Consider the following 23,348-nt stretch of genomic DNA (forward strand, 5'->3'; position numbering starts at 1 on the left):
CGGCGTTTTTGTTTGCTTGTTACAAGCAGTGTTTATGCTCAGCAACGTTAGTCTGTCAGCGTCACATCAGTTTCCGGAATAGCACAACACGCGAGCACTTTCCCCATCGCGCGCTCTTCTGCGCTCAGTGCAGGCACGTCAGGATGCTCTACCTGTCCTGATTCTAATTGAACCTTACAAGCACCACACAAGCCCGCACGACAACTATTGGTAATACTTTGACCGGCATTCTCAACTTGTTCAAGTAACGTTTGTTGGTTGTTACCCATCAACTTAAAGCCGTTGAATTCAATCTCAACACTTTTCTCTGGCTTAGCTTTTGTCGCTGCAACACCAAATGCTTCTTGATGATAATTGCCTTCTGGGAGCCCCTTCTTAAGCAATAGGTTTTTCGCCTTTTGCATAAAGCCGTCAGGACCACAAACAAACACTTGGCGCTGTTCAACATCTTTGATCTGTTTTATATGAGATAGACTGATTCGCCCCTTAAGACCAAACCAATCTATCGCAGGTTGCGTTAAGCAGATCTTTACATCCAACCCCGGGTGTTGGCGCTTTAACTCGTTTAACTCATCCTTGCACGGAATATCAATCTCGCTGCTGCACTGATGGTAGAACACCACATCATCGAGTTGGTTGTGATCAGCCAAGTAACGAACCATCGACAGCATTGGTGTTACGCCGCTACCAGCAGACAACAGCAATAGAGGCTGAACAGAATGCTCTTTTAGATGAAATTGACCATCTGGCGTTTCCGCTTCCAGAACATCCCCCACTTGTAGGTTGTCAAGCAAAGCATTGGATACGCGCCCACCAGAAACACGTTTCACCGAAATTGCATAGCGTCCCGGGCGAGACGGGCTAGATGACAGCGTATAACGACGCCCTACTTTCTTACCGTCTATATCCACTTCAATAGGTAAATGCTGTCCCGGTAAGTACGTAGGTAATTGACCTTTGCTTGGCTCAAGCCACAAGGTGACAAAGTCGCGTGCGATTTCTTCTCGTTCGACACAAGTTAGCGTCATTCGGTGAGGAGAGTTATCTGGATAGAACTCTGGCTCTTTGTATTCCAGCACTTCAACTTTGTCACCAGAACGAATAATGCCTTCGTTCAGGGCAACAAGGTTTTGACCGAAGAACACGCCCCCACGCTCGTTTGCACGAAACTCTTGCAATGTCTTCAATGGTTCTTTGCTTTCTCGAAATGTGCCTCGCTGAGTATTAACGGTAGTTAGAATACATCGTTCACATGGTTTTACTGATTCAAATTCTACCTCGCCAATGCGAATACGCTTCCATGAGTCTTCTTCAAATGGCTTGGTATCAGATACCACAAGGTTGGTTCGGAATTGATCCATTGAGTGCAGCTCAGAGCTTCTGCGGTTTAATTCTTCCAGTGATGCCTCACTGATGACAAGTACTGGGTAGCCATCGGCAAAGCTGACGTTGTGACCCAGTTTCTCTCTTATGCGATTTGATTGCTCACCAGTAAAAAGTAACTCGACGCGAAGACCTAATACTTTGCTAAACCAATCATCCGCTTCATCCGTGGTGGTATATGCCGTAAAACTGTCTTTCCAAACCGTTGCAGGTGCTTCCTGCATTTTGAAATCTTGATAGCGAATCTTTAGTGGCTCTTCGCCAAGACTGGTAAACACCACTCCATCTGGCAACAACGCGGACTTGATGGTCACCATTTGAGGGAACTTTCGAGCTGTCACCATTGAGCCATCTGACGTCGCAATCATAAATCGACGATCAAAACTCAATCCTTGTTTTTCTACCCAAGCGGAAGATAACGCAACGCCTCCGACGGATTTGACTGGAAAAATATTAATTTGGGACAAAACTGATTGCGACATAGCCTTCTTCCTACAGGTACTTTCTCATTATTGGACTATCATATCCTTATAACAGTTATGACCCAAGCCTCTATAAAATATCGATTTATAACCGCACCTTCGTCAGTCACCCGATATGACACTTGCTTTGCAGGTGGAAGAACTTCTTTTTATGAATGGAGTCCCATAAATTTGCATAGTATTGACGAAACTAGGATTGCCAAGATGTGATATCGAGCACATAATTCGCCAACTTTTTGACACTATAAATAATCTATCCGGAGCATAGACCATGGATACTAATAAACTGATTCTAATTCTACTTTGTATCTTCCTTCCGCCAGTGGCGGTTTACATGGAAAAAGGTCTAGAGAAAGACTTCTTCATCAACCTAATCCTGACTTTCTTCTTCTTCCTACCCGGCACAATTCACGCGCTTTGGTTGACGATGAAGTAACCCACTGAGCTCCTACCGTAAAGAAATGTGAAAAATGGGGTGAAATAGAGCTGCAATTCCTCTATCATCCTGTCGCCTAAGCGCAAGCGTTTGCTCTTGAGGTAAATGCAGCGTTTAGGCTCCAAACATAACTTTTTAATGGTGGGAGCAATTAATGACAACACTGACTATTACTCGTCCTGACGATTGGCACGTTCACTTACGCGATGGTGAAGTTCTAAAAGATACCGTTCGCGATATTAGCCGTTATAACGGCCGTGCGCTGATCATGCCAAACACCGTCCCACCAGTGACCAATACTGAAATGGCATTAGCCTACCGTGATCGAATCCTTGCTGAGCAACACGGCGAGCAATTCGAACCTCTTATGGCGCTATACCTGACAGACAACACCACGCCAGACGAAATCCGCAAAGCCAAAGCAACAGGCAAAATTGTCGCAGCAAAGCTTTACCCAGCAGGTGCAACCACCAACTCTGATTCTGGCGTAACCGATGCAAAGAACATCTACCACGTTTTTGAAGCGATGGAAGAAGTTGGCATGCTGCTTTTGGTTCATGGAGAAGTGACTCACAACCACGTTGATATTTTTGACCGTGAGAAGGAATTCCTAGACACGGTTCTTGCTCCTATCGTTAACGACTTCCCTAACCTAAAAATCGTTCTTGAACACATCACGACGGCGGATGCCGCAAACTTCGTTAAGAACGCTTCTGATAACGTCGCAGCAAGCATCACTGCTCACCACCTGCTGTTCAACCGCAACCACATGCTAGTCGGTGGCATTAAGCCTCACTTCTACTGCCTGCCAATCCTTAAGCGCAATACCCACCAACAAGCGCTTATCGAAGCAGCAACAGGCGGTAGCAAGAAATTCTTCCTAGGTACAGATTCAGCGCCGCACGCAAAAGGCGCAAAAGAATCAGCTTGTGGTTGTGCAGGTTCTTATACCGCACACGCAGCACTAGAACTTTATGCAGAAGTGTTTGAGAATGAAGGCAAACTAGAAAACCTAGAAGCATTCGCAAGCTTAAATGGTCCTGATTTTTACGGCATCGCTCGCAACTCAGACACAGTAACACTAGAAAAAGCAGCTTGGGATGTACCAGAAACGATGCCGTTTGGTAGCGACATCGTTGTGCCAATTCGTGCAAATGAAAAGATTGAGTGGGAAGTGAAGTAATCATCTCCACGAAATAAAAATGGGTCATGCCACCATATTCGATATGGAAACGCATGACCCTTTTCTTTTGGCTCCTATAAAGCCTTATGTCTACTGTCTACTGTCTACTGTCTACTGTCTACTGTCTACTGTCTACTGTCTACTGTCTACTGTCTACTGTCTACTGTCTACTGTCTACAGAGTAATTATTTACCACGAACTTTCTCTACTAAAGTCCAAGCTGCAACCACAACCAAGCCAGCGATGACACCAATCACACCATTAAGCAATGTCGGCACAATCGCCGTCGCAATCGTATGACCACGGAAATCCATGATGATCGGTTCAATCAGATGATGAATTGCAGGCACGTTATGGACAACAATACCGCCCCCAACAAGGAACATTGCCGCAGTACCCACCACAGCAAGCATCTTCATCAACTTAGGCGCAAACGCCACTAACGCTCCACCTAGCTTGGCTTTCAGTCCTTCACCATTTGATGTGCGTTCTAGGTAAAAACCTAAGTCATCAAGCTTAACGATGCCAGCGACTAAGCCGTAAACACCAATGGTCATTAATACCGCGATTAAGCTGACCACAAGAATTTGCGTTACGATGCTTGAGCCTGTCACCGTACCCAAAGCAATCACGATGATTTCTGCAGAGAGGATAAAGTCAGTACGAATCGCACCGGCGACCTTTCTCTTCTCGTACTCTTCAACCGATTCTCCGGTATTGAGCTCTTCTTTCTTCTCTTCATGTTGGTGCGCATGAGGAAAAAGCTTTTCTAAGATCTTCTCAGCCCCTTCAAAGCAAAGAAACAAACCACCAATGAGAAGTAATGGCATGATCAGCCAAGGAATGAAGGCACTGATCAACAACGCCGATGGCACTAGAATCAGTTTGTTTTTAAACGACCCTTTTGCCACCGCCCAAACCACCGGGATTTCTCGTTCTGACGCTACGCCAGACACCTGTTGCGCATTTAGCGCTAAATCGTCGCCCAGTACACCAGCGGTCTTTTTCGCCGCCATCTTCGACATCAACGCGACATCATCCAATACAGCTGCAATGTCATCCAACAGTGTTAGTAAACTTGCTCCAGCCATTTATTTATCTCTTTTATGGAATTGAATAAGTAACAAAATGTAACACCAATAAACTACTCAGCAAAGTTATGATTTCGCAAAGAATAAGGTCACAAATTGTGTTTTCTATTGCCGTGGCTTTGAGACAGGACTAGTCTTGTCTTACCTTTCACGCACACAAAAGAAAAAGTATAGATGAAAAGCGGATACACTTACCCAATTGGTACCCCAGGTCAGTCATGGGGTGAAGCAGAACGTAAAGCTTGGCGTGAGCAACGTGACGTAAAACGTAGCTACCAAGAAGAAGTCGTGACCAAAATTGATGCTCTTCGCGAACGTTTTGATGTTGAGCAATACGGCGCACTCTCTTACGACGAGGCGCGCTTCCCTCTGTTTTGTATCAAGACTCGTAACTGGGATGCTGCAAAACCGGTTGTTTTAGTAACTGGCGGCGTACATGGCTACGAGACAAGTGGCGTACATGGTGCGCTGAAGTTTGTTGATACGCAGGCAGAGCGTTATGCAGAACACTTCAATATTGTCGTTGCACCATGTGTCAGCCCTTGGGGGTACGAGGTGATCAACCGCTGGAATCCAAATGCGATTGACCCAAACCGCTCTTTCTACGCAAATAGCCCTGCGGAAGAGTCAGCTAACTTGATTAAGCTTGTTGCGACCTTAGATGATGTTCTAATGCACATCGACCTGCACGAAACCACCGATTCTGACGAGACCGAATTCCGCCCTGCACTTGCAGCACGTGATGGTCTTGAATACATCGAAGGCATGATCCCAGATGGTTTCTACACGGTGGGCGATACAGAAAACCCGCAACCTGAGTTCCAAAAAGCCGTCATCGAGTCAGTAGCGAAAGTAACGCACATTGCACCTGCTGACGATAAAGGCGAAATCATTGGTTCGCCAGTGGTGCAATTTGGTGTGATTAATTACCCAATGGTGAAACTGGGTCTGTGTGGCGGCGTCACCAACTGCACTTACGGCACTACAACAGAAGTTTACCCAGACAGCCCGAAAGTCACTGATGAAGAGTGTAACGACGCTCAAGTTGCAGCAGTTGTAGGTGGTTTAGATTACGTGCTTACTCAGCTATAACAAGCGGTTCTTATATTGCTCCGGTGTAATGCCGGAGTATTTCTTAAACATGGCGATAAAAGGACTGGCCTGGTTGTAACCCAATGTCAACGCTACCTCTTTTACGGTTTGCCCCTTCCTTAACAACTCCATCGAATGCAAGTAACGCACTCGCAATCGCCACTCGGTAAAACTCATCCCTAACTCACTTTGGCAATGGCGAGCTAAAGTGCGCTCCGTGGTATGAACCTTTTCCGCCCATTCCCCCAAGCTAATTTCATCAGTTGGCGCTTCTTCGACGGCTTTAAGAATTGGCTCCAGATATTTGTTGTCTGTGGTTGGCAAAAAGTGATGTTCGACTTCTTGTTTGGCTAGCTGATCCAACAAGACCTGAACGAGGCGTTTATCTTCTTCGCTCTTAGCAACATTAATATCACGCTGGCGAAAGTCTTCCACAATCGCCGAAACAATGGGCGTCACTTTGATCAAGCTCGTTTTGGATGGAAAGTGCTGAGTCAACTCTGGGTCGATATTTAACGAGCAGTATTCCAAAGGCTTACGATTATAACTGGTGTGACGGATCCCAGCCGGTACCCAAATCGCAAGATGCGGAGGCGCTAAGAAACGTGTGTCTTCCGCATCCATTTCTAGAATACCGCCACTGATCAGTTGAACTTGTCCCCACGGGTGGCTGTGAATGCGAGTTTCTGTATTCGACAAAAAGGCTTCAAAATTCATAAACACATCTGATGGTGCTCTGTCGATTGATAATGACGGATGAAGATTCCTTGTGCTCTTTTTCAAATTTGTCTTCCTATCGCTTACGATGTCTTTCCAGAGATACTTTTCATTATAAAGACCTGTCAGACTAGCGCCATTAATTATTCTGCGATGAGGTTCTCATGGTTTATTTGCTTCCGTTTTTTACTGTCATGATTTGGGGTGGAAATTCCATCGTAAATAAAATGGCAGCAAGTGCCATCGAACCAAGTGCCATGAGCTTCTATCGTTGGTTTGTCGCTATGGTGCTTCTGACGCCATTTTGCTTACCAGCGGTTATCAAACAGCGCCATGTGATTCGCCCATACTTGGCTAAGTTAGCGTTCCTTGCGCTACTGGGCATGGTACTAAACCAATCACTCGGCTATTACGCGGGTCTTACGACGACCGCTTCTAACATGGCATTGATTACGTCTCTCGTTCCTTTGATCAGTGTTTTCTTGAGTGTACCTTTACTTGGCAAGTCGATTTCCATGCTGAGCGTGGCAGGTGGTGTGATTTCATTAGGCGGCTTGGCGTTTATGTTAGGGCACGGCGATATCACCTACTTCCTGCATCAAGATATGACGCAAGGTGACAGCTTGATGCTGCTGGCTGCGCTTTGCTACGCAATTTATTGTGTGTTACTAAAACGCTGGAAGATGCCTTTCAACAGTATGACTTTGGTTTACATGCAAGGCTTTTTCTCATTGGTTATGCTTGCGCCATTGTGGCTAAGCAGCGATCAACTTCTACCAAGCCAAAGCGCATTACCTTTAATTGCTTACGCTGGTATTGCCGCGTCTATCTTTGCTCCATTGATGTGGGTAAAAGCGATTGACTTGATTGGTGCTGACTCAAGTGCCATGTTCATGAACCTGATGCCTGTGGTTTCGGTAGCTCTCGCTTCAACCATGCTCGGCGAAGAAGTTCATGTTTACCACATCATTGGCGGTATGTTGGTTATCTCTGGCGTTATCTTGTCGCAAATTAAAGTACGCAGAAAAGGCAAAGTCATCGACCCAGAAGCTCAAACTGCAACGAGCTCATAGCAACTAAAAAGAAAAGAGCCATGATGGCTCTTTTCTTTTTGCTTTCATTTGGATTAAAGGGCTTCAGCCTGCTGTTCCAATTCTTTGCTTGTCTTTTGGCTCACAAACTCTTTGTATAGCGCCGCTTTATCCGTTGGATCAATATCCGTTCCTGCCGTTACAGCAGAGTTAAACATCTTTTCTGATTCAATCTTTGGCATGACTACTAGCGCACAAATTTGCTCTACACCACCAATTTCAACCAGTGATACTTGCTCAACTTGGCTCTTTTGAATTGAAGTATTAGTTATTTGCTTAGCGATTTGCTCAAAAGATGTGCCAGAGGTTTGACCGTCAACTGAGCTATCAATTTTTTGATAGTTCTTCTCTAACACACTGACTTTAATATCAAGGTTTTGCGCAAGCGTGTTACGTGCTAGAGAGATAGCGTGGTTACGATCAACAGAAAAGTTACCTGACGCCGTAACACAGTTTGACGCTGCAAAGCCATTCGCTGAAGTTGGGTTTAGTACCCAGCTAGGCACATTGCTGCCTTTGTTGGTTTCCACTTTCGCCGTGTTTTCAGAACCACTTTGACTCGCACAACCAGATAAGATCACTGCGCTGATTGCAGCGGTAAGAATTTGATATTTCATCTTCAATTCCTTTTAGATAATTGAGTTGGACTGCGCATGATAGGTTTTCATTCTATCGTTGACCTTTTTGAGATATTTGCGAGTCTCGTTATAAGGTAAGTTCTTGATAAGGTGCTCATATACTTCATCAGAACTCATGGTATTGATTTTCTTAATCGCACTAGAAACACGTCGCTCACCAAATGCTTTGGCCACGTTACCTGACCCGGTGTTGTAAGCCGCTATCACACTGTAAGTCGCACTTTGTGGGTCTTTAATGCCTTTTAGGTATCGACTCTGAAGAATTTTTAGATACGCCGTGCCAGTTTCGATATTCAAATTGGGATCGTATAAGTCATTCGCTCTCATCGGCTTATCTTTACCGCGATATAGCTTATTCACATCATGACCAGCGGTTGTCGGCACGATTTGCATCAGCCCGTATGCTGGCACATGAGATTTTGCCTTCGGGTTGAAATGCGACTCTTCGTGCATGATTGCCAAAACAAGTGCAGGCGGTAGTTCTCGCTTTGCACTTTCTTGTTGAATCGCAGGAAGGTACTGATTGGCGCGGTTCGCCAGTGATGATTTTGGAATCTTAACCTTATACTCAACAATCTTTTTAGGCTGTTGCTTTAGGTGCTTCTCTTGCTGAACTAATTCTTGCTTCACAGCAGCAATGCGTTTTTCTTCCTGCTTCACCATTTGTTGTTTTTGCTGAACAATCACTTGCTCTTGCTTTTGTTCACTTAACACCGCACTTTTCTCAGCAGCAAAGATGTCAAGTTGACTCATTTGGCGCTCAGTTTGCGCCTCAATCTCTTTCTTCACCTCTTCGAAAGTCTTTGGTTCTACTTTAATTTCCTCAACGAAAACCATTGTGGGCTCAGCTTTTTTAGGTTGAGTTACACCAACTTCTTCAAACACCTTGGCGTTTTTCTCGATAACGGCATTGACGACTTCAGCTTCAACAACTGGAGCTTCGGCTTTTTCTTCTTCCGCAGGCGGTAAGTAGCTAACCGTAATCTCACCTTTCTCCAAATCAACAACGGTTCGTGCGTTATGTTGTTCGTCATAAACCACTACCACATCCGGAGAAGGTATTTTGGTGTCACCCCATTTTTGAATAGAGGCTTTCTGTTTTTTGTCCCAATCCGCTAAGTAAGCTTGCTGCCATTGATTGAACTCTTGAATTTGGGCGGCATACCATTGCTCAAACTCATCCGTATCATCAGCGGTTAATTGTTCGATTTCTTGGTCCAGTTCGGCAAAAGGATCATTTGCAAAACTTGGTTGCATCACAATTAGGTTTAACAACGCAGCCAGTGCGCAATATTTCAATTTCATAAATTGAGTTACCGTAATTTGTTAAATCAGAAATAAGAAGACAGATCTCCGACACTCTCAGCTTGTTGCTCAAACATTTGATCTTCAATGTCTATCACCAAACGCTCGCATTCTTTGCTTGAGCACTGCTTTGCGATGAACAAGCTTTCCTCAAGTTCTCCTTGCTCAAACTGCCATTGAGCTAGCCAGTGCTTGATTTCACTGTTGGAAATTGCGGAAACATCGACATACTGCTGATAGTAATTTTCAGCTTTGGTCACGTCTGATTGAGATAAGAGCAAGGTGACCAAACCTGCGGCATCCATCGCAACGCTAGGTTCTTTGATGATCAACGGTAATATCGGCTTGATGTGCTGGTACTGCTTTGTTGAGTAATACGCAACGGCATAGTTCAGCGCTGTGGTTTGGAGATTGGTTTTGTAGCCAGTATCATTCACATTCGCACGGCACTGAGCTTGACTCTTACTCACTGAAGAAAACTGAATATTGGTCAGTTCGTAAGTTAGACTCGCAAAAGGCCACGAATCTAAAGTTTCACGAATGAAACCACCTTCAAGCAACTTGTCTTCGTATTTTTTGCGAAGCTCTAAACCGAGCCCTTTACGACACAATGACTTCATTTGTTTCGTGGTCAGTTCATGCTGTCTTTTCACTTCAACTGACACTTCTGAGTCACTGGTTTTAAGCTCGTAATCCGTGCCGTTGAACGACCAAGAATGAGAGTCGGAAGCAAAAACTGGTAGACCTAAAAGACCTACCAGAACAAGCAAGTATCTGTGGTTACAGATCATTTGCGTTACTCACTTGACCAGATGGTCCTTGAGTATTGTTGCTTCCGTCAGTCAAACCGCCAGTTGTTGAAATTTTGTGGTCTGAGCTTGCGTTTTGACCTTCACGAACGCGCTTTTTGTTTTCTGCAGCTGCTTGCTTTGCCGTCGCCTCTAGAGAAGGGGCATAAACCGCAACGGCTAACATCCAGTCACCATCGCTACTCTTAAAGGTTTTAACAGAAACACCTGGAGGAACTTGACCCGCTGCAAATGACTTGTACGAATCAAAGCTCTTGATGTTGTTCATGAACGTGTGTTTGTCTTCTGCCAATACTTTCGCATCTGCTGGGTTAACGCTCTCAGGTGGGTACTCGAACTGTTCATTCTTCTCTAACTGGTTCTCTGTGAAACCACCTTCCCAGTAAACTTGTTCACCTTGCATTACTGCAATCAGACCGTTTCTCGCTTTTGCTTGCGCTTGAGATTTAGACATACCAAGCAGCTTGCGTTTCACGCTCTTATTCTTGTTGTCACGAATGATCGAAGAACCGAAACCAAGTACAAACGACTCGCCCGTTTCAGCGTTGGTAATCACTTTCGCACCAACAGGAGGCATCACACCCGCCTGCAGATCAGCGATGATTTGTTTGAAAATCACGTTTGGTTCTGTAGTCTGAGTCAGAGCGCCCACTTTACGCTTCGTTTGCTCACGTGTTTTCGGCGTTGAAATCAAACTAACACGAACTAGGTTTTCACTTGGATCATCATACACATCGAACGTCACGTAACCTGCCAACGCGCCTTTTACTGACTCAGCACAGTTATCGCTCATCATGCTTGTGGTGTTTGCCGCGCCTTCTGTCGCAGTATCAATCACATCCATGGTTTCGTTGATCGCTGTCGCACACATGTTGCTCATGCCTTCCATGTTTTCCACTAATTGCTTTTTCGCAATTTGGAAAGCTTTCATGTATGCACCACGCTTAGATAACAACGTCGCGTTACGGTTTTCGTAAGTTTCGTAGCTACCAGAACCCGTAGATAGAATACCGATACCCGAGCCAACTGCGATCATCTTAACGCCATCACCTTCGTCTTCGATCAGGCTTTGGTGAGCAACAAGTACCGCGGCTTTCGGGTCTGCCGCCACAACTAGATCACCCACCTCTTTTACGTCATCTGTATTTACAGCTTGTGTTTCAGAAGGTGCATCGGTTGCAGGAACGAGATCATTAAGGTCAAAATCTACATTTGCATGTGCAGAACCAAAGGCACTTGCTAGTACCAATGAAAGAAGTGTTTTTTTAAACATAAATATCCTGTAGAGGTCTTAAAGCACGTTGATTTGGTAATCGTTCAAAACACGTAGCTTGGACTGATAATTTGGCTGATGAATGCGCAACGTTGGCTGGATAAACTGAGCAAGGTCATTGGCGTTGTTTAATGAGCGAAGTCGGACAATAACCTTGCCAGAACGACTTTCAATCTTGATATCAGAAACGCCGTTAATCGCACTAAGCAAGGTATAAAGTTGACCTTGTTGACCCGCCGCTTTCGGCGTAAAGATCAATTCTCTAACCGGGCCACCACGCATTGCCATTTTTTGGACGGCGCTATGTAACGCTTGAGTCAGCATTTTCTGGTTTTGATCGACAGCCAAGTGCACTGACGCTAGTTCATTCAGCATCCCCTCTTTGTTAGGAAGGGTCATCAGTGTTGGATCGTTGTGCCAATTACCGTATTCATTACCCGCTCGGTCTAATAGCTTAGCCGCCAATTCCAACTGCAAGCCGGAAGGCGTCACTTTCTCTTTTTCTTGAACTTGAAGAATGATGGTTGCCTGCTCTGGAGTACCAGAGAGATCGAAGCCCATCTGAGCAAGAGAGCTACTGAACGTGGTTTGAACAACCGGAAGGTGCGCATCCACGTAAACGGCAGGTTGCCCTAAACTCTTGATAAGTTGAGCGATCTTAGCCTCAACCTTTTGGCGTTCAACAGACACATCGAGCGTCACGACAAGCACACCATTTGGTTTAGTTTGGCTAGAAATTTCGCTCCAACCAGTAATCATACCTTGCGATTGCATTGATAAGGATTGGACAGCCACATCATGCAAGTTAAAGTCATCACTGACCGCATTTGCCGACATGCTTGAATAGGTTTGCTGGAGGTAGCCAGATTTAACCATCACGCCCAAAACTTGGCTGATAGCACGACGAAATGCATCTTGCTCAGCCGCTTGGCGCGCACTTAAACCTTGCTTAGCGTTCGGGATACCCTCACCGATGACCACAACAGAAACCGTCGAGTCAGACCCCCAAACAATACCCTCATCTGAGTCTTCTTCTGTTTGCGTTGGTGGCATAAGACGCACATTCACACAGGTATCATCGCCGTAGATTTCAGGTTGCCCAAAATCCGCAGTGATCATCCCTCTCTCGATTCCAGTTACTAACATTTCTCGAGCAGCTTGATTAAACTGTTCGTTGAGTAATTCGGAATCTTCAGAAGATAAAGAAAGTGAAACCTGCCCATTTAAAAACAGTCGCAGGTTATTGATCGCATCCGCTTTCGCCCCCTCTATCGCTAACGCACCACGACCATAGGCGCACCCCTGCTCAACAAGAGCCAGTGTTGACTGGCTCTTATCAAGTTCAAGCGCAGCTGCAGGTGCAACCGAAAGCAATCCACCGAGGGTAAGACTAAGACTTATCCCTTTTGCGCCCATGTGCTGCGTTCCTTCATGAATTCCATCGGGACACCGACGCTAACTGCAAAGATTCGACGCTGACGATCTGGACGGTAAATACCCTGCTCAGCTTCGTCTTTCACTTGGTCAGCAAGCTTACTGTCTTTCCAGCGGACAATTTTGCCTTGAGCACTTTGTTGGCTAGGGTTAACCGTCGCCACACCGATTGGCTCAACAAAACCTGCACTGTACTCAAATACAACCATGGTTTCATTTGGTAATACACCAGCATTTTGACCACGATCTAGCGAGATTCGGTCGCCTTTAATGCCCATAACTTGTGCTGTTGCTGGCATCTCTTTTAGCAGACGAGTCAACATGATATCGAAACCACGTGACGCCATTTCGTTCATCACAGAATCAACGTCTTTACTACTGGTGTAGTTAAAACCGCGGTAGTAGTCACCATTTGCGATTACGGTTGTGAAGCTTTCCTTATCACGAACATCAAAGTTAGAAACGCGGATCTTACCGATATTCGGGTAGCTCAGCTTTTCACGAGTGTACGGGTCAATAACACCCGTCGTCATTTCCATTGATGTTTGGAATAAAGACTGCGTAGAACCAAAGAGCATATCGCCAGTTTTAAGCACGTCGACCTTCATGATGTAGTCCGTCGATAACTTGTCACGACCACTCATTTTTTGTGCGACTTTTGCTGCACCTTCATCGGCAAGAATCTCTTCCATCGCCGCGTTTACTGACTTAGTGTCACGCGTCAAGATACGGAAACGGTTCACACCCGCAAATTGGTTTTCTAACGTGTTCTCAAGCGCTTTCGTTTCGAACTTACCAATACTTGAATGCATTGCATTGAATACATCGGCAGATTTGCCTTGAAGGTTCTCGCTAACGTCAGTTTGAACGTCACCGAAGTAAAGGCGAATAGTCTTTTTAGCTAACGGACAACGGCTGTCTTTCTCGTTTGCTTCGTAAGTACAGAATTGAAGACCTTGAGTGTTGAAGTATGCTGGAACTTCGATGTCACTGTTGGTGAATTCAAACGCTGACTTACCAATGATTAAAGACGAGTTGCCTGCGTTACTCTCAACTGCGTAAGTTTGTTGGCTGGGCGTGCTATTACACCCAGCCAAAACAAGACCAGCAGCGACAAGTGTTGCGATCTTTGAATATTTCATTACGACTTAACTTTCTCTGCTAAAACTTTGTCTAGGTTCTCTAGTTGCTCGATTGTGTTTTGGTCTAGAGAAATCATGTCGTTTGCGTCGTAAACAAGAAGAGAACGTGCTTTCATCTCGTTGTAAGCTTCAACAACTGGCACTTCTTCTTTTGCTTCTGCATCCGCTTCGCCTTCTTCTTCAGACTCGTTTGATAGGAAAGAAAGTGCGTTGCCTAAACCCGCCATTGCAGAATCTTGCGCAATTACTGCCGCGTTGTCTGAAGCAATAATTGCAATTTCAGCCGCCTCAAGCGCGATGTCTTTCGCTAGCTCAACGTTCTTGTCAAAGATTGAATCAGACGCCGCTTTGTACGCTTCAACTTGTGGGCGAATTTTCTTGTTTTCAGCTTTGCCTTCATCGAATTCATTCATCGCAACAAGAAGCTCTTCATCACTCTTATCAGCATTGATCTTTAGGAAACCTGCTACGTCTGCATGCTTGTCTGCTAGTGTGCGGTAGTCTTGGAATACAGCACATTGACGCTCTTGAATCGACACCATCACTTTAGATACTTTGTCTACAGCGTAAGATACTGGTGTGTACTCAGAGCCTAGCTCAGTACAAGATTTAACAAGAGCTGCACTCATTTCGTTGCGGTCAACCGTCGCAGACTCCATACCTGGCATTGAAGAACAACCTGCTAGAGCGGTAGCAAATAGAGAAGCCATGACTGTTTTTTTAAACATTTCTGTATCCTTTAGATCAATACTGAATAGATAGATTTATTAGTAAGCTTTTTAATTATTTTTTGCTCAGCAGCGTGTTTTGCCGCCGCAGAGCTAGCTTGGGATTTACCTAACACGGTGATCACCTTTTGGGTCACCATATGAGATGAATTTGAATCGAAGACTTTAAGTTGAATACTTTGCTTGGCGACAAAGTCTTTCCCTTGTCGTCCCTGCTGGGATTTCGTCTTGATATAAACGGAGATGCCACCATGATTCGACGCAAATGCGTGACGTGATAGCAACTCGTGAATTTGATGAGAAAAAGCATCATTCGATGCGACAAACGAAATCGAGAGCATTTCTCTCTTCGCGTTCATCGTTTCGCTAATCTGTAGGTGTTGTGCACGGTATGACTGTGCAGCATCGGAATCTAAAATACCGAGCACATCGAGCTGAACGGCACTTTTCGTCATTAGCTCTTCAGCATGAAAGTAGTCCTTCACACCACGCCAGTTGTTGTTGAGATTTTTAAGTTTTATCGCAACCGTTTGGTACGAGACCGTCAAATCATGCTCAACCTGTTTCTGCCAGGTTTTCTTACTCAGCCGATAGCGATACTCACAACCTTTCTCGCCACATTCATGACTTAAAACTTCCAAGTGAGGGATTTCAATTGGAAGTGAATGTATGGATGAATCCTGAGAAAAAGAGGAGTCGATACCATGGGAAGTCTTAACAATAGATGACTTTTCATTCACTTCGATAACACTAATCAAGTTAAGTGCCAATTGCTTCTTAGCATCTTTTAGAGCGACATGTTCAGCGTCACCAAACCCTGAAGCATACAGATACCCAGAGTCCATCCCTGCATATATCTTTATACTAATTAGTGAGATAGCCAAACTAAGACTTAAAAAACGGAACAAGAGACTAACCATAAAGTGTTATTAAAAAACGGGCAGAACCATACGAAATAATTAAACCGTATGCAATTGAGCAAACAATCACCAAACAGCATTCCAAATGAATATTTATTCATAAATTAAATTATGTGATATTCATTCCACAATTACAGATCCTTACACAACCCTTACAAACAAAGACACATCATTCTCAAAAGTAAGATAACCAACAAAACAGATATTCAATTAATTGAATTAGTGCGCTTTTTATCAATAGCGTATTTTTTTAATAAGTGTGACTTATGTTTTATCTATAAAATGATAAAACTCGATTTTTGAAGGATTTTTAGCCAGCTTTTGGATTACTTAATCCAACTCGAAACGACACTGATGTGATAAATGTTTTGCTGACGTATTTAAGAGTCGTTGCATTGCTGTTACATTGAAGCTAAACAACGCACAAAGGAATGACAGATGAGCAGTGGTCAAAGAGACATTACCCTTCGTTTTCTTGCAGAACCTGGAGACGTAAACTTCGGTGGCAAAGTACACGGCGGCGCCGTAATGAAGTGGATCGATTTAGCAGCTTACGCATGCAGTGCAGCTTGGAGTGGAAAATACTGCATTACCGCGTACGCAGGTGGTATTCGCTTTGTCGCCCCAATTCATGTTGGGAATTTAGTCGAGGTCAGTGCCAAGGTCATTTATACGGGGCGCAGTTCAATGCACATTGCTATTGATGTACAAGCCAGCGATCCAAAAGAATTGAAAAACCGCCTTACAACACATTGCATCGTCATCATGGTTGCGGTTGACGAAGACGGAAAGCCAACTGATGTTCCTAAGTGGAAACCGGAGTCTGAAGAAGATAAAGCGCTCGAACAATCGGCTATTCGCCTAATGAATATGCGCAAGCAGATTGGCGAAGAAATGGAAGCTCACGTCAAATATCTCAAATAAATCAACTTATATACCCAAGTGTCCTCCAGACACTTGGGTGTCCCCGTGAAGTAATGTCATGGTTCTGTCATTCACTTCATGCCAGGTTCAAATTGTCATAAATCTTTCACTTTGATTTGGTTAAATCCACCCACAATTTTGGTGTTGGGTAGAGTTTGGATCTTGAGCTTAAAAAAGACCACGTTAAGTGAAAATACATTAACCAATTTAAAAGCGGTCGAATATCAGTGGGTCAGAACCATGTATGTCGAAGGCTATAACGAAGAAGAAATTAACCATTACATACAAACTTGTTTTGGTGGTGACTCAACTTTTGCCGATCTATTCCGCCGTGTTGCTCTACAGCAAGAAAGTTTATATACCTTACTTCAATATGTAGGCTGTGCTCCCTCTAGCCGCGAGTTTTAACGCTTTCTCAGAAAATCCAGCCCCTTCCCTCTAAATACGCTTAAATTAATTCTGTGAAGTGATACGCAGGGCATTCTGATGTCACTGTGTAATCCATTGCAAACTGGTTAGTCTGTATCGGAAACAAGAAAGCATAGAGATTCTACGGGTATAAAAAAACCTGAGTCGAGACTCAGGTTATGGTTACAAGAAACTGTTAGTGATTAAAGCGTAAGGAACTAAGCTAACAGCCAGCTATGCGTAACGCCAATAAAGCCTGATATTACTGATCGGCGGCCAAACCAAAAGCGTAATATCGATGCTAAATATAAGGGCGACCATTTGGTCGCCCTTTTCTAGTTATTCTTTTCTCTCAGAGACCAACTGAGATTATCCTTTCACACCACCAGCTGTCAGACCACCGACTAACCAGCGTTGTGCAAGCAAGAATACGATTGTAATTGGTAGTGCAGACAATACTGCTGCAGCTGCGAAATCACCCCATAGATAGTTCTGCGGGTATAGGTACTGCTGCATACCAACTGCTAGTGTGTAGGAGTTTACATCAGAAAGTAGTAGAGATGCTACCGGTACCTCACCTACAACACCGATAAATGACAAGATGAACACTACAGCTAGAATTGGCACAGATAGTGGTAGTAGTACCAAACGGAACGCTTGCCATGGCGTAGCACCATCCAATGCCGCGGCCTCTTCTAGCGAGTTATCAATCGTCTCAAAGTAACCTTTAATGGTCCACACGTGCAGTGCAATACCACCTAGGTAAGAGAAGATCAAACCACCGTGCGTGTTTAACCCCAGGAACGGAATGTACTGACCTAGTTTGTCAAACAATGCGTAAAGAGCCACAAGCGCAAGTACCGCCGGGAACATTTGGAAGATCATCATCGCTTTCAAGATAGTGTTCTTACCTTTGAAGCGTAGACGTGCAAACGCGTAAGCCGAAGTTGTTGACAGTGCCACGATAAGGATTGACGTGATACCCGCAACTTTTACTGAGTTCCAAAGCCAAGTTAGTACTGGGAATGGAGGTGGTGTTACAGAACCATCTGCATTTGTTACCGAGAAGCCTAGTGCTAACTTCCAGTGCTCTAACGATGGGTTGTCTGGAATCAGACTACCCGTTGCAAAGTTACCCTCACGGAATGAGATCGCAATGATCATCAGCAGTGGGAAAATAATCAGTGACAGGAAAGCCCAAAGAGCAATATGGGTCGTCCATACACGGTACTTTAAAGATTTACCTTGTACTATAGCCATGGTCGTTACTCCTTAGTCCTGAGATAGCTTAGTGAAACGTAGGTTCAATAGTGCTAGCGCGCCAACCAATAGGAAGATAAGCGTTGCGATTGCACTTGCTAGACCGAAGTCTTGACCACCTGCACCTTCAAACGCGATACGGTACGTGTAGCTTACTAGTAGGTCGGTGTAACCCGCTGGCTCAGAAGTACCAATCATGTTTGGACCACCGCCAGTCAATAGCTGAATCATTACGAAGTTGTTGAAGTTAAACGCAAAGCTCGCAATCAGTAGTGGAGTCAGAGGTTTAATCATCATAGGCAACGTTACTTTCATAAAGTTTTGGACGAAGTTCGCCCCATCGATTGCAGACGCTTCATAAAGGTCATCAGGAATCGCTTTTAGTAGACCCATACATAGAATCATCATGTAAGGGAAACCAAGCCAAGTGTTCACGATCATTACCATGGTTTTCGCTAGGAATGGGTCAGAAAACCAAGATGGGCTAATACCAAAGATAGCGTTCAATACCATGTTGATCTCACCAAAGCTTTGGTTGAAGAGACCTTTAAAGATTAGGATTGAGATAAACGCCGGAACCGCATAAGGCAGAATCAAAAGTACTCGGTACACTGCTCGACCTTTCAGCTCCTCCCACTGAACAACACTCGCTAGAACTAAGCCAATAACTAGCGTGAACACAACCGTCAGGATTGAGAATACGACCGTCCAAATGAAGATACTGATGAAAGGCTCTTTGATGCCGTCGTCTTTCCAAACTCGCTCAAAGTTATCTGTACCAATGTTTACGACAAAACCAGGAGAAACTGTGTTGCCAACAAACTGACCATTCTCATCAACGGGTTGGTAGTAACCCACATCCATGTTTGGACGCAATAGTTCTTGAGTACGGTTGTTGAACAGTGATTCGCCATCATCTTGAAGTGTGTATAGCGGAACCACAGCTGCGAACTTACGTAGACCGCTCATACGAATGTCATCGCCGCTTGGAAGGTGCAAGTCAACGCTGCTTAGTGCACTACGGTTCTTAACGATAGTTTTGATTGGCTCTTTGTCACCAGTCGCTTCAGTGATAGGCGCTAAATCAAGATCCGTTGCAGAGAAGCCGTCAAGTTGGAAGGTTGGCGTTGCTAATAGCTCGTCGCCTTTCTTCACAACAATTTGGTGACCTTGCTCAGTCTTGTACAGAGTGAATGGGAAACTTTCACCACTCTGATAAGTTCTGTCTAACAGTACAGTCTGTGCACGATCGAAAGAAAGCTGGTTTTTCGCGCTGTAGTTAGTAAACGCCAGACCGACGGTATATGCCAAAGGGAACAGGATGAATAGAATCATCCCGGCAATACCAGGGTAGATGTATCGGTGAGCGTAAGTTTTCTTACTACCAAAAATGAATAGCGCTAATGCGGTTAGAATGATCGTAAGTAGCGCAAACGCAATCTCACCGCGAGAATACATTAAGATAGTTGCGTAGCCATTGATAATGCCGACTGTGCCCAATAGTGCCCATTTGGTGAACACTTTCTTGCTGCTTGGTAGGCTGGCTTCTGGTGCTGTCATAGCATCTGTACCTTGAACTGACTGCATAGGGAACCTGCTAGCGAATATAGGATAAATATAGAAAAGTAAGGAGGAGTTGCCCCCTCCTTAAAAAGGGTATTACTGAATTATTTAGTCATTTGTTTTTCTGCATCTGCTAGAGCAGCATCTACAGTTTGACGACCGTCAACAACGTTGATGATAGCGTTCTTAGCTGCACCCCAGAATGCATTCATTTGTGGGATGTTTGGCATGATTTCACCGTTCATCGCGTTGTCCATTGTTGCTGCGATACGAGTATCTGAATCTAGCTCACGTTGGAACGAGTTAAGCGCTACTGCACCTAGAGGCTTGTCGTTGTTAACCATACGTAGACCATCGTTAGTTAGTAGGTAGTTCTCGATGAACTCTACCGCTAGGTCTTTGTTAGGTGATGCAGTGCTGATACCAGCAGTTAGTACACCAACGAATGGCTTAGAAGACTGACCTTGGAATTTAGGCAGTGTTGTTACACCGTAGTTGATGCCAGACTTCTCGATGTTGCCCCAAGACCACGGACCGTTGATAGTCATTGCTGCAGTACCTTGGTTGAACGCAGACTCAGATACTGAGTAGTCCATATCCGCAGAGATTACGCCTTTGTCTACTAGACCTTTAACGAAGTTCATCGCGTCTTTCACGCCTTCCTTCGCGATACCAGCATCTTTAATGTCGTAACCTTCAGATGTGTATTTAAACGCGTAACCGCCATCAGCTGCCATTAGTGGCCATGTGAAGTACGGTTCTTTTAGGTTCCACATGATTGCAGACTTACCGTCTTTCTTAAGCTTCGCGTCTAGCGCTGCTACTTCTTCCCAAGTCTTAGGTGGGTTTGGAACAAGGTCTTTGTTGTAGATTAGAGATAGAGACTCAACTGCTACTGGGTAACCGATAAGTTTGCCGTCGTAACGAACTGCATCCCATGCAAAATCAACGATGCCGTCTTGAATTTCTTTAGATGGTTTGATTTCAGCTAGTAGACCAGATTCTGCGTAGCCACCGAAACGGTCGTGAGCCCAGAATACGATATCAGGACCATCACCTGTCGCTGCAGTTTGAGGGAACTTGTCTTGTAGACCGTCTGGGTGAGCCACTGTTACCTTGATGCCAGTGTCTTCTTCAAACTTCTTACCAACTTCAGCAAGACCGTTATAGCCTTTGTCGCCGTTGATCCAGATAGTCAGTTGTCCTTCTTCGATGGCAGCATTAGCACCAAAAGAACCCAAAGCAACAAGAGTACCTAGTGCTACAGCGCTTAATTTTTTCATGTTCGTATCCTTTTTATATTTTTGATGTAGGGCTAGTCCATTGAGGTTCAGCCGTATTTCGACATATATCATCTGAAATAATCCTATATGTCTCATCCTCCTAATCCCTACGCCCTTGCAATTATGACGTATTTTCGTGATCTGAATCGCCAAGGGTTAGAGACTCAAATCACAAAATGAATACTTCCTGTGATCGGTTTCAACTTTAGGTCACGCAATAATGTGATTTCAGCCCAACTCCCACTCTACTCCTCCTTTTTGACTCCTCCCCGCCTACTCCCCCTACAATTATTTCGATTAGGAGGATGTAGCAGTGAACACAATCTTAGAAACTGCAGTCATCCAAGAGTGGATGGTAAGAACCCTTTCCCAGCAGTACCTACCCTATAGGTGAAAAGATTTGCTGGTTTTTCATTGCCATACGAGTGGAATGTCATTATTGGTGTTGTTTGTGGTAATTATTTCACGGGGGAGACAACACGAATAATGTGGGGGAGAGAAACTCGTATTTGGCTATGATGGGTAGTGCTCCAGTTCAGGACATTTGGAGCGCTACCCTGTTTTTCTTACCAATCCCAATAACTTACCGATTCCTACTGTTACTGCTCGCTAGATAATTCATATAATGATGAGCGGTGAATAATAAAAATTGATCGAGGACGAGCTACATGGCGAGTGTCACGTTAAAAAATGTTTGTAAAGCGTATGGCGACGTACTGATTTCTAAGAACGTAGATCTAGAGATCAACGAAGGTGAATTCGTTGTTTTCGTAGGTCCATCAGGTTGTGGTAAATCTACCCTGCTACGTTGTATTGCCGGTCTTGAAGACATTACTTCAGGTGATTTGTATATTGGTGACCAGCGCATGAATGACGTAGAACCATCCAAACGTGGTGTTGGTATGGTGTTCCAGTCTTATGCTCTTTACCCACACCTAAACCTATATGACAACATGTCATTTGGTCTGAAACTAGCAAAAGCTGACAAAGCTGAAATCGATAAGCGTGTTGAACACGCAGCAGAAATTCTACAGTTGGGTCACCTGCTAGAGCGTCAACCAAAAGCACTTTCTGGTGGTCAACGTCAACGTGTTGCGATCGGTCGTACGCTTGTGTCTCAACCAGATGTATTCCTTCTTGATGAACCATTATCAAACTTGGACGCAGCACTGCGCGTAAACATGCGTGCGCAAATCACGAAGCTACAACGCCAGCTTGGTTGTACCATGATCTACGTTACGCACGATCAGGTTGAAGCGATGACAATGGCTGACAAAATTGTCGTTCTTGATGGTGGTTATGTATCACAAGTTGGTAAGCCATTAGAGCTTTACCACTACCCACAAAACCGTTTTGTTGCTGGTTTCATTGGTTCACCAAAGATGAACTTCATGAGTGTTTTCATTGACGAAGTCGAATCAGAGCGCGTAAAAGTACAACTTTCTAACGGTGTATCATTCTGGATCCCAGTAGATGGTACGACGGTGAACCGCGGTGACCGTATGTCACTAGGTATTCGCCCAGAGCACTTAGTTCAAGCCGTTGACGCTGATGCGACAATTCACGGTGAAGTGATGATCGTAGAGAAACTAGGTAACGAGACTCAAGTTTACCTAAACCTAGAAGGGGCGGACGCAGACGTTATCTACCGTCAACCAGATACACTACCAGTAGAGTCTGGTGACAAACTAGAAATCGGTATCCCTGCACATCGTTGTCACCTATTCCACAGCGATGGTCGCGCATGCCGCCGACTACATAAAGAAAACGGCGTAGATTTCGAGTAAAACTTCTTTCACCTTTGCTTGCTACCAATCCCTCTCATTCGAGAGGGATTTTTTATTTCCGAAACTAACGTATTAATTTTCCGTCCTAAGAATTAATTCGATAGACCATAAGCAAATTAAAACCTTAGTTTCTTTTCAATCCTTTACGATTAGTACTTTTACCCGCCCTACTCAGACAAGTATTAAGTTTTTCCTAAACTGCCAATATTAGCCGAAGGTCTAAATTTCATTCTTATTTCCACTTACCTAAACAGAGCGAATTTTTAAACTAATTTCCGAATTATGGTGATTGATAGATCGGTTTTCTGCGGTCACCGACAAACACATTTTATTTATCACTAAAAAGCGTTAACGACACGGATATTGGGAAACGACACCCAATGGCGGTAGCGTGTCTTA

Annotated in this window: 21 protein-coding genes; 7 read left to right on the forward strand and 14 right to left on the reverse strand. The window is 44.5% G+C overall.

The genetic code is table 11. From position 1 onward, the window contains the following. Positions 1–47: 47 nt before the first annotated feature. Positions 48–1,865 (reverse strand): hybrid-cluster NAD(P)-dependent oxidoreductase, encoded by a 1,818-nt coding sequence (locus OH459_RS14955; protein ID WP_269987500.1) that lies wholly within the window; start codon positions 1,863–1,865, stop codon positions 48–50. 271 nt (positions 1,866–2,136) lie between these two features. Here OH459_RS14955 and OH459_RS14960 point away from each other — a divergent pair, with 271 nt between their 5' ends. Together OH459_RS14960 and pyrC are read left to right on the forward strand one after the other, a co-directional pair. Further along, on the forward strand, positions 2,137–2,301 hold the full coding sequence (locus tag OH459_RS14960) for a YqaE/Pmp3 family membrane protein (RefSeq protein ID WP_005453437.1): 165 nt from the start codon (positions 2,137–2,139) through the stop codon (positions 2,299–2,301). A 154-nt stretch (positions 2,302–2,455) separates the two neighbouring features. Further along, positions 2,456–3,484 (forward strand): dihydroorotase, encoded by a 1,029-nt coding sequence (pyrC, locus tag OH459_RS14965; RefSeq protein WP_269987504.1) that lies wholly within the window; start codon positions 2,456–2,458, stop codon positions 3,482–3,484. A 185-nt stretch (positions 3,485–3,669) separates the two neighbouring features. Here pyrC and OH459_RS14970 read toward each other — a convergent pair whose 3' ends face one another. Then, on the reverse strand, positions 3,670–4,575 hold the full coding sequence (locus tag OH459_RS14970) for a DUF808 domain-containing protein (protein WP_009697135.1): 906 nt from the start codon (positions 4,573–4,575) through the stop codon (positions 3,670–3,672). A 174-nt stretch (positions 4,576–4,749) separates the two neighbouring features. Here OH459_RS14970 and OH459_RS14975 point away from each other — a divergent pair, with 174 nt between their 5' ends. Then, a complete protein-coding gene (locus OH459_RS14975) occupies positions 4,750–5,667 on the forward strand; it encodes a M14 family metallopeptidase (RefSeq protein ID WP_050925051.1) in 918 nt (305 codons plus the stop codon). Here OH459_RS14975 and OH459_RS14980 read toward each other — a convergent pair. Continuing rightward, on the reverse strand, positions 5,662–6,450 hold the full coding sequence (locus OH459_RS14980; RefSeq protein WP_005453431.1) for an AraC family transcriptional regulator: 789 nt from the start codon (positions 6,448–6,450) through the stop codon (positions 5,662–5,664). The two genes, OH459_RS14975 and OH459_RS14980, sit on opposite strands and share 6 nt — an antisense overlap. A gap of 98 nt (positions 6,451–6,548) precedes the next feature. Between OH459_RS14980 and OH459_RS14985 the strand changes: the two genes are divergently transcribed. Then, the gene (locus OH459_RS14985; RefSeq protein ID WP_009697137.1) at positions 6,549–7,457 is read left to right on the forward strand and encodes a DMT family transporter; all 909 of its coding nucleotides are present in this window, start codon (positions 6,549–6,551) and stop codon (positions 7,455–7,457) included. Positions 7,458–7,510: 53 nt separating this feature from the next. Here OH459_RS14985 and OH459_RS14990 read toward each other — a convergent pair whose 3' ends face one another. Genes OH459_RS14990 through OH459_RS15025 form a run of 8 tightly spaced genes read right to left on the reverse strand, consistent with a single transcriptional unit; the run spans position 7,511 to position 15,649 of the window. Then, the gene (locus OH459_RS14990) at positions 7,511–8,092 is read right to left on the reverse strand and encodes a hypothetical protein (protein ID WP_017819341.1); all 582 of its coding nucleotides are present in this window, start codon (positions 8,090–8,092) and stop codon (positions 7,511–7,513) included. A 12-nt stretch (positions 8,093–8,104) separates the two neighbouring features. Further along, positions 8,105–9,418: a transglycosylase SLT domain-containing protein gene (locus OH459_RS14995; protein ID WP_045489937.1), complete on the reverse strand. Its 1,314-nt coding sequence runs from the start codon at positions 9,416–9,418 to the stop codon at positions 8,105–8,107. Between the two features lie 26 nt (positions 9,419–9,444). Next, a complete protein-coding gene (locus OH459_RS15000; protein ID WP_005453422.1) occupies positions 9,445–10,209 on the reverse strand; it encodes a hypothetical protein in 765 nt (254 codons plus the stop codon). Then, positions 10,199–11,500 (reverse strand): hypothetical protein, encoded by a 1,302-nt coding sequence (locus OH459_RS15005; protein WP_005453420.1) that lies wholly within the window; start codon positions 11,498–11,500, stop codon positions 10,199–10,201. The genes OH459_RS15000 and OH459_RS15005 overlap by 11 nt, the downstream gene beginning before the upstream one ends. A gap of 18 nt (positions 11,501–11,518) precedes the next feature. Continuing rightward, a complete protein-coding gene (locus OH459_RS15010; protein ID WP_009697139.1) occupies positions 11,519–12,916 on the reverse strand; it encodes a hypothetical protein in 1,398 nt (465 codons plus the stop codon). After that, complete coding sequence (locus tag OH459_RS15015; protein WP_009697140.1) at positions 12,898–14,076, reverse strand: hypothetical protein; 1,179 nt, start codon at positions 14,074–14,076, stop codon at positions 12,898–12,900. The genes OH459_RS15010 and OH459_RS15015 overlap by 19 nt, the downstream gene beginning before the upstream one ends. Further along, on the reverse strand, positions 14,076–14,804 hold the full coding sequence (locus tag OH459_RS15020; protein ID WP_009697141.1) for a hypothetical protein: 729 nt from the start codon (positions 14,802–14,804) through the stop codon (positions 14,076–14,078). Before OH459_RS15020 ends, OH459_RS15015 begins: the two co-directional genes overlap by 1 nt. Positions 14,805–14,815: 11 nt before the next feature. After that, positions 14,816–15,649, reverse strand: a complete 834-nt coding sequence (locus tag OH459_RS15025) for a hypothetical protein (RefSeq protein WP_269987509.1) — start codon at positions 15,647–15,649, stop codon at positions 14,816–14,818. Positions 15,650–16,162: 513 nt separating this feature from the next. Here OH459_RS15025 and OH459_RS15030 point away from each other — a divergent pair. After that, a complete protein-coding gene (locus OH459_RS15030; RefSeq protein ID WP_005453411.1) occupies positions 16,163–16,648 on the forward strand; it encodes an acyl-CoA thioesterase in 486 nt (161 codons plus the stop codon). A gap of 162 nt (positions 16,649–16,810) precedes the next feature. Then, positions 16,811–17,056, forward strand: a complete 246-nt coding sequence (locus tag OH459_RS15035; protein WP_005453409.1) for a hypothetical protein — start codon at positions 16,811–16,813, stop codon at positions 17,054–17,056. A gap of 369 nt (positions 17,057–17,425) precedes the next feature. Here OH459_RS15035 and malG read toward each other — a convergent pair whose 3' ends face one another. From malG to malE, 3 genes are all read right to left on the reverse strand, one after another. Continuing rightward, entirely contained in the window at positions 17,426–18,316 is an 891-nt protein-coding gene (gene malG / locus OH459_RS15040; RefSeq protein WP_269987512.1) for a maltose ABC transporter permease MalG, read from the reverse strand. 12 nt (positions 18,317–18,328) lie between these two features. Continuing rightward, on the reverse strand, positions 18,329–19,903 hold the full coding sequence (malF, locus tag OH459_RS15045; protein WP_005453407.1) for a maltose ABC transporter permease MalF: 1,575 nt from the start codon (positions 19,901–19,903) through the stop codon (positions 18,329–18,331). An 80-nt stretch (positions 19,904–19,983) separates the two neighbouring features. Beyond that, the gene (malE, locus tag OH459_RS15050; protein WP_005453405.1) at positions 19,984–21,162 is read right to left on the reverse strand and encodes a maltose/maltodextrin ABC transporter substrate-binding protein MalE; all 1,179 of its coding nucleotides are present in this window, start codon (positions 21,160–21,162) and stop codon (positions 19,984–19,986) included. Positions 21,163–21,830: 668 nt separating this feature from the next. Here malE and malK point away from each other — a divergent pair. After that, positions 21,831–22,949, forward strand: a complete 1,119-nt coding sequence (malK, locus tag OH459_RS15055; RefSeq protein WP_005453403.1) for a maltose/maltodextrin ABC transporter ATP-binding protein MalK — start codon at positions 21,831–21,833, stop codon at positions 22,947–22,949. The last annotated feature ends 399 nt before the right edge of the window (positions 22,950–23,348 follow it).

Source organism: Vibrio sp. MM46, assembly GCF_027587135.1.
GTDB classification, from domain to species: domain Bacteria; phylum Pseudomonadota; class Gammaproteobacteria; order Enterobacterales; family Vibrionaceae; genus Vibrio; species Vibrio harveyi.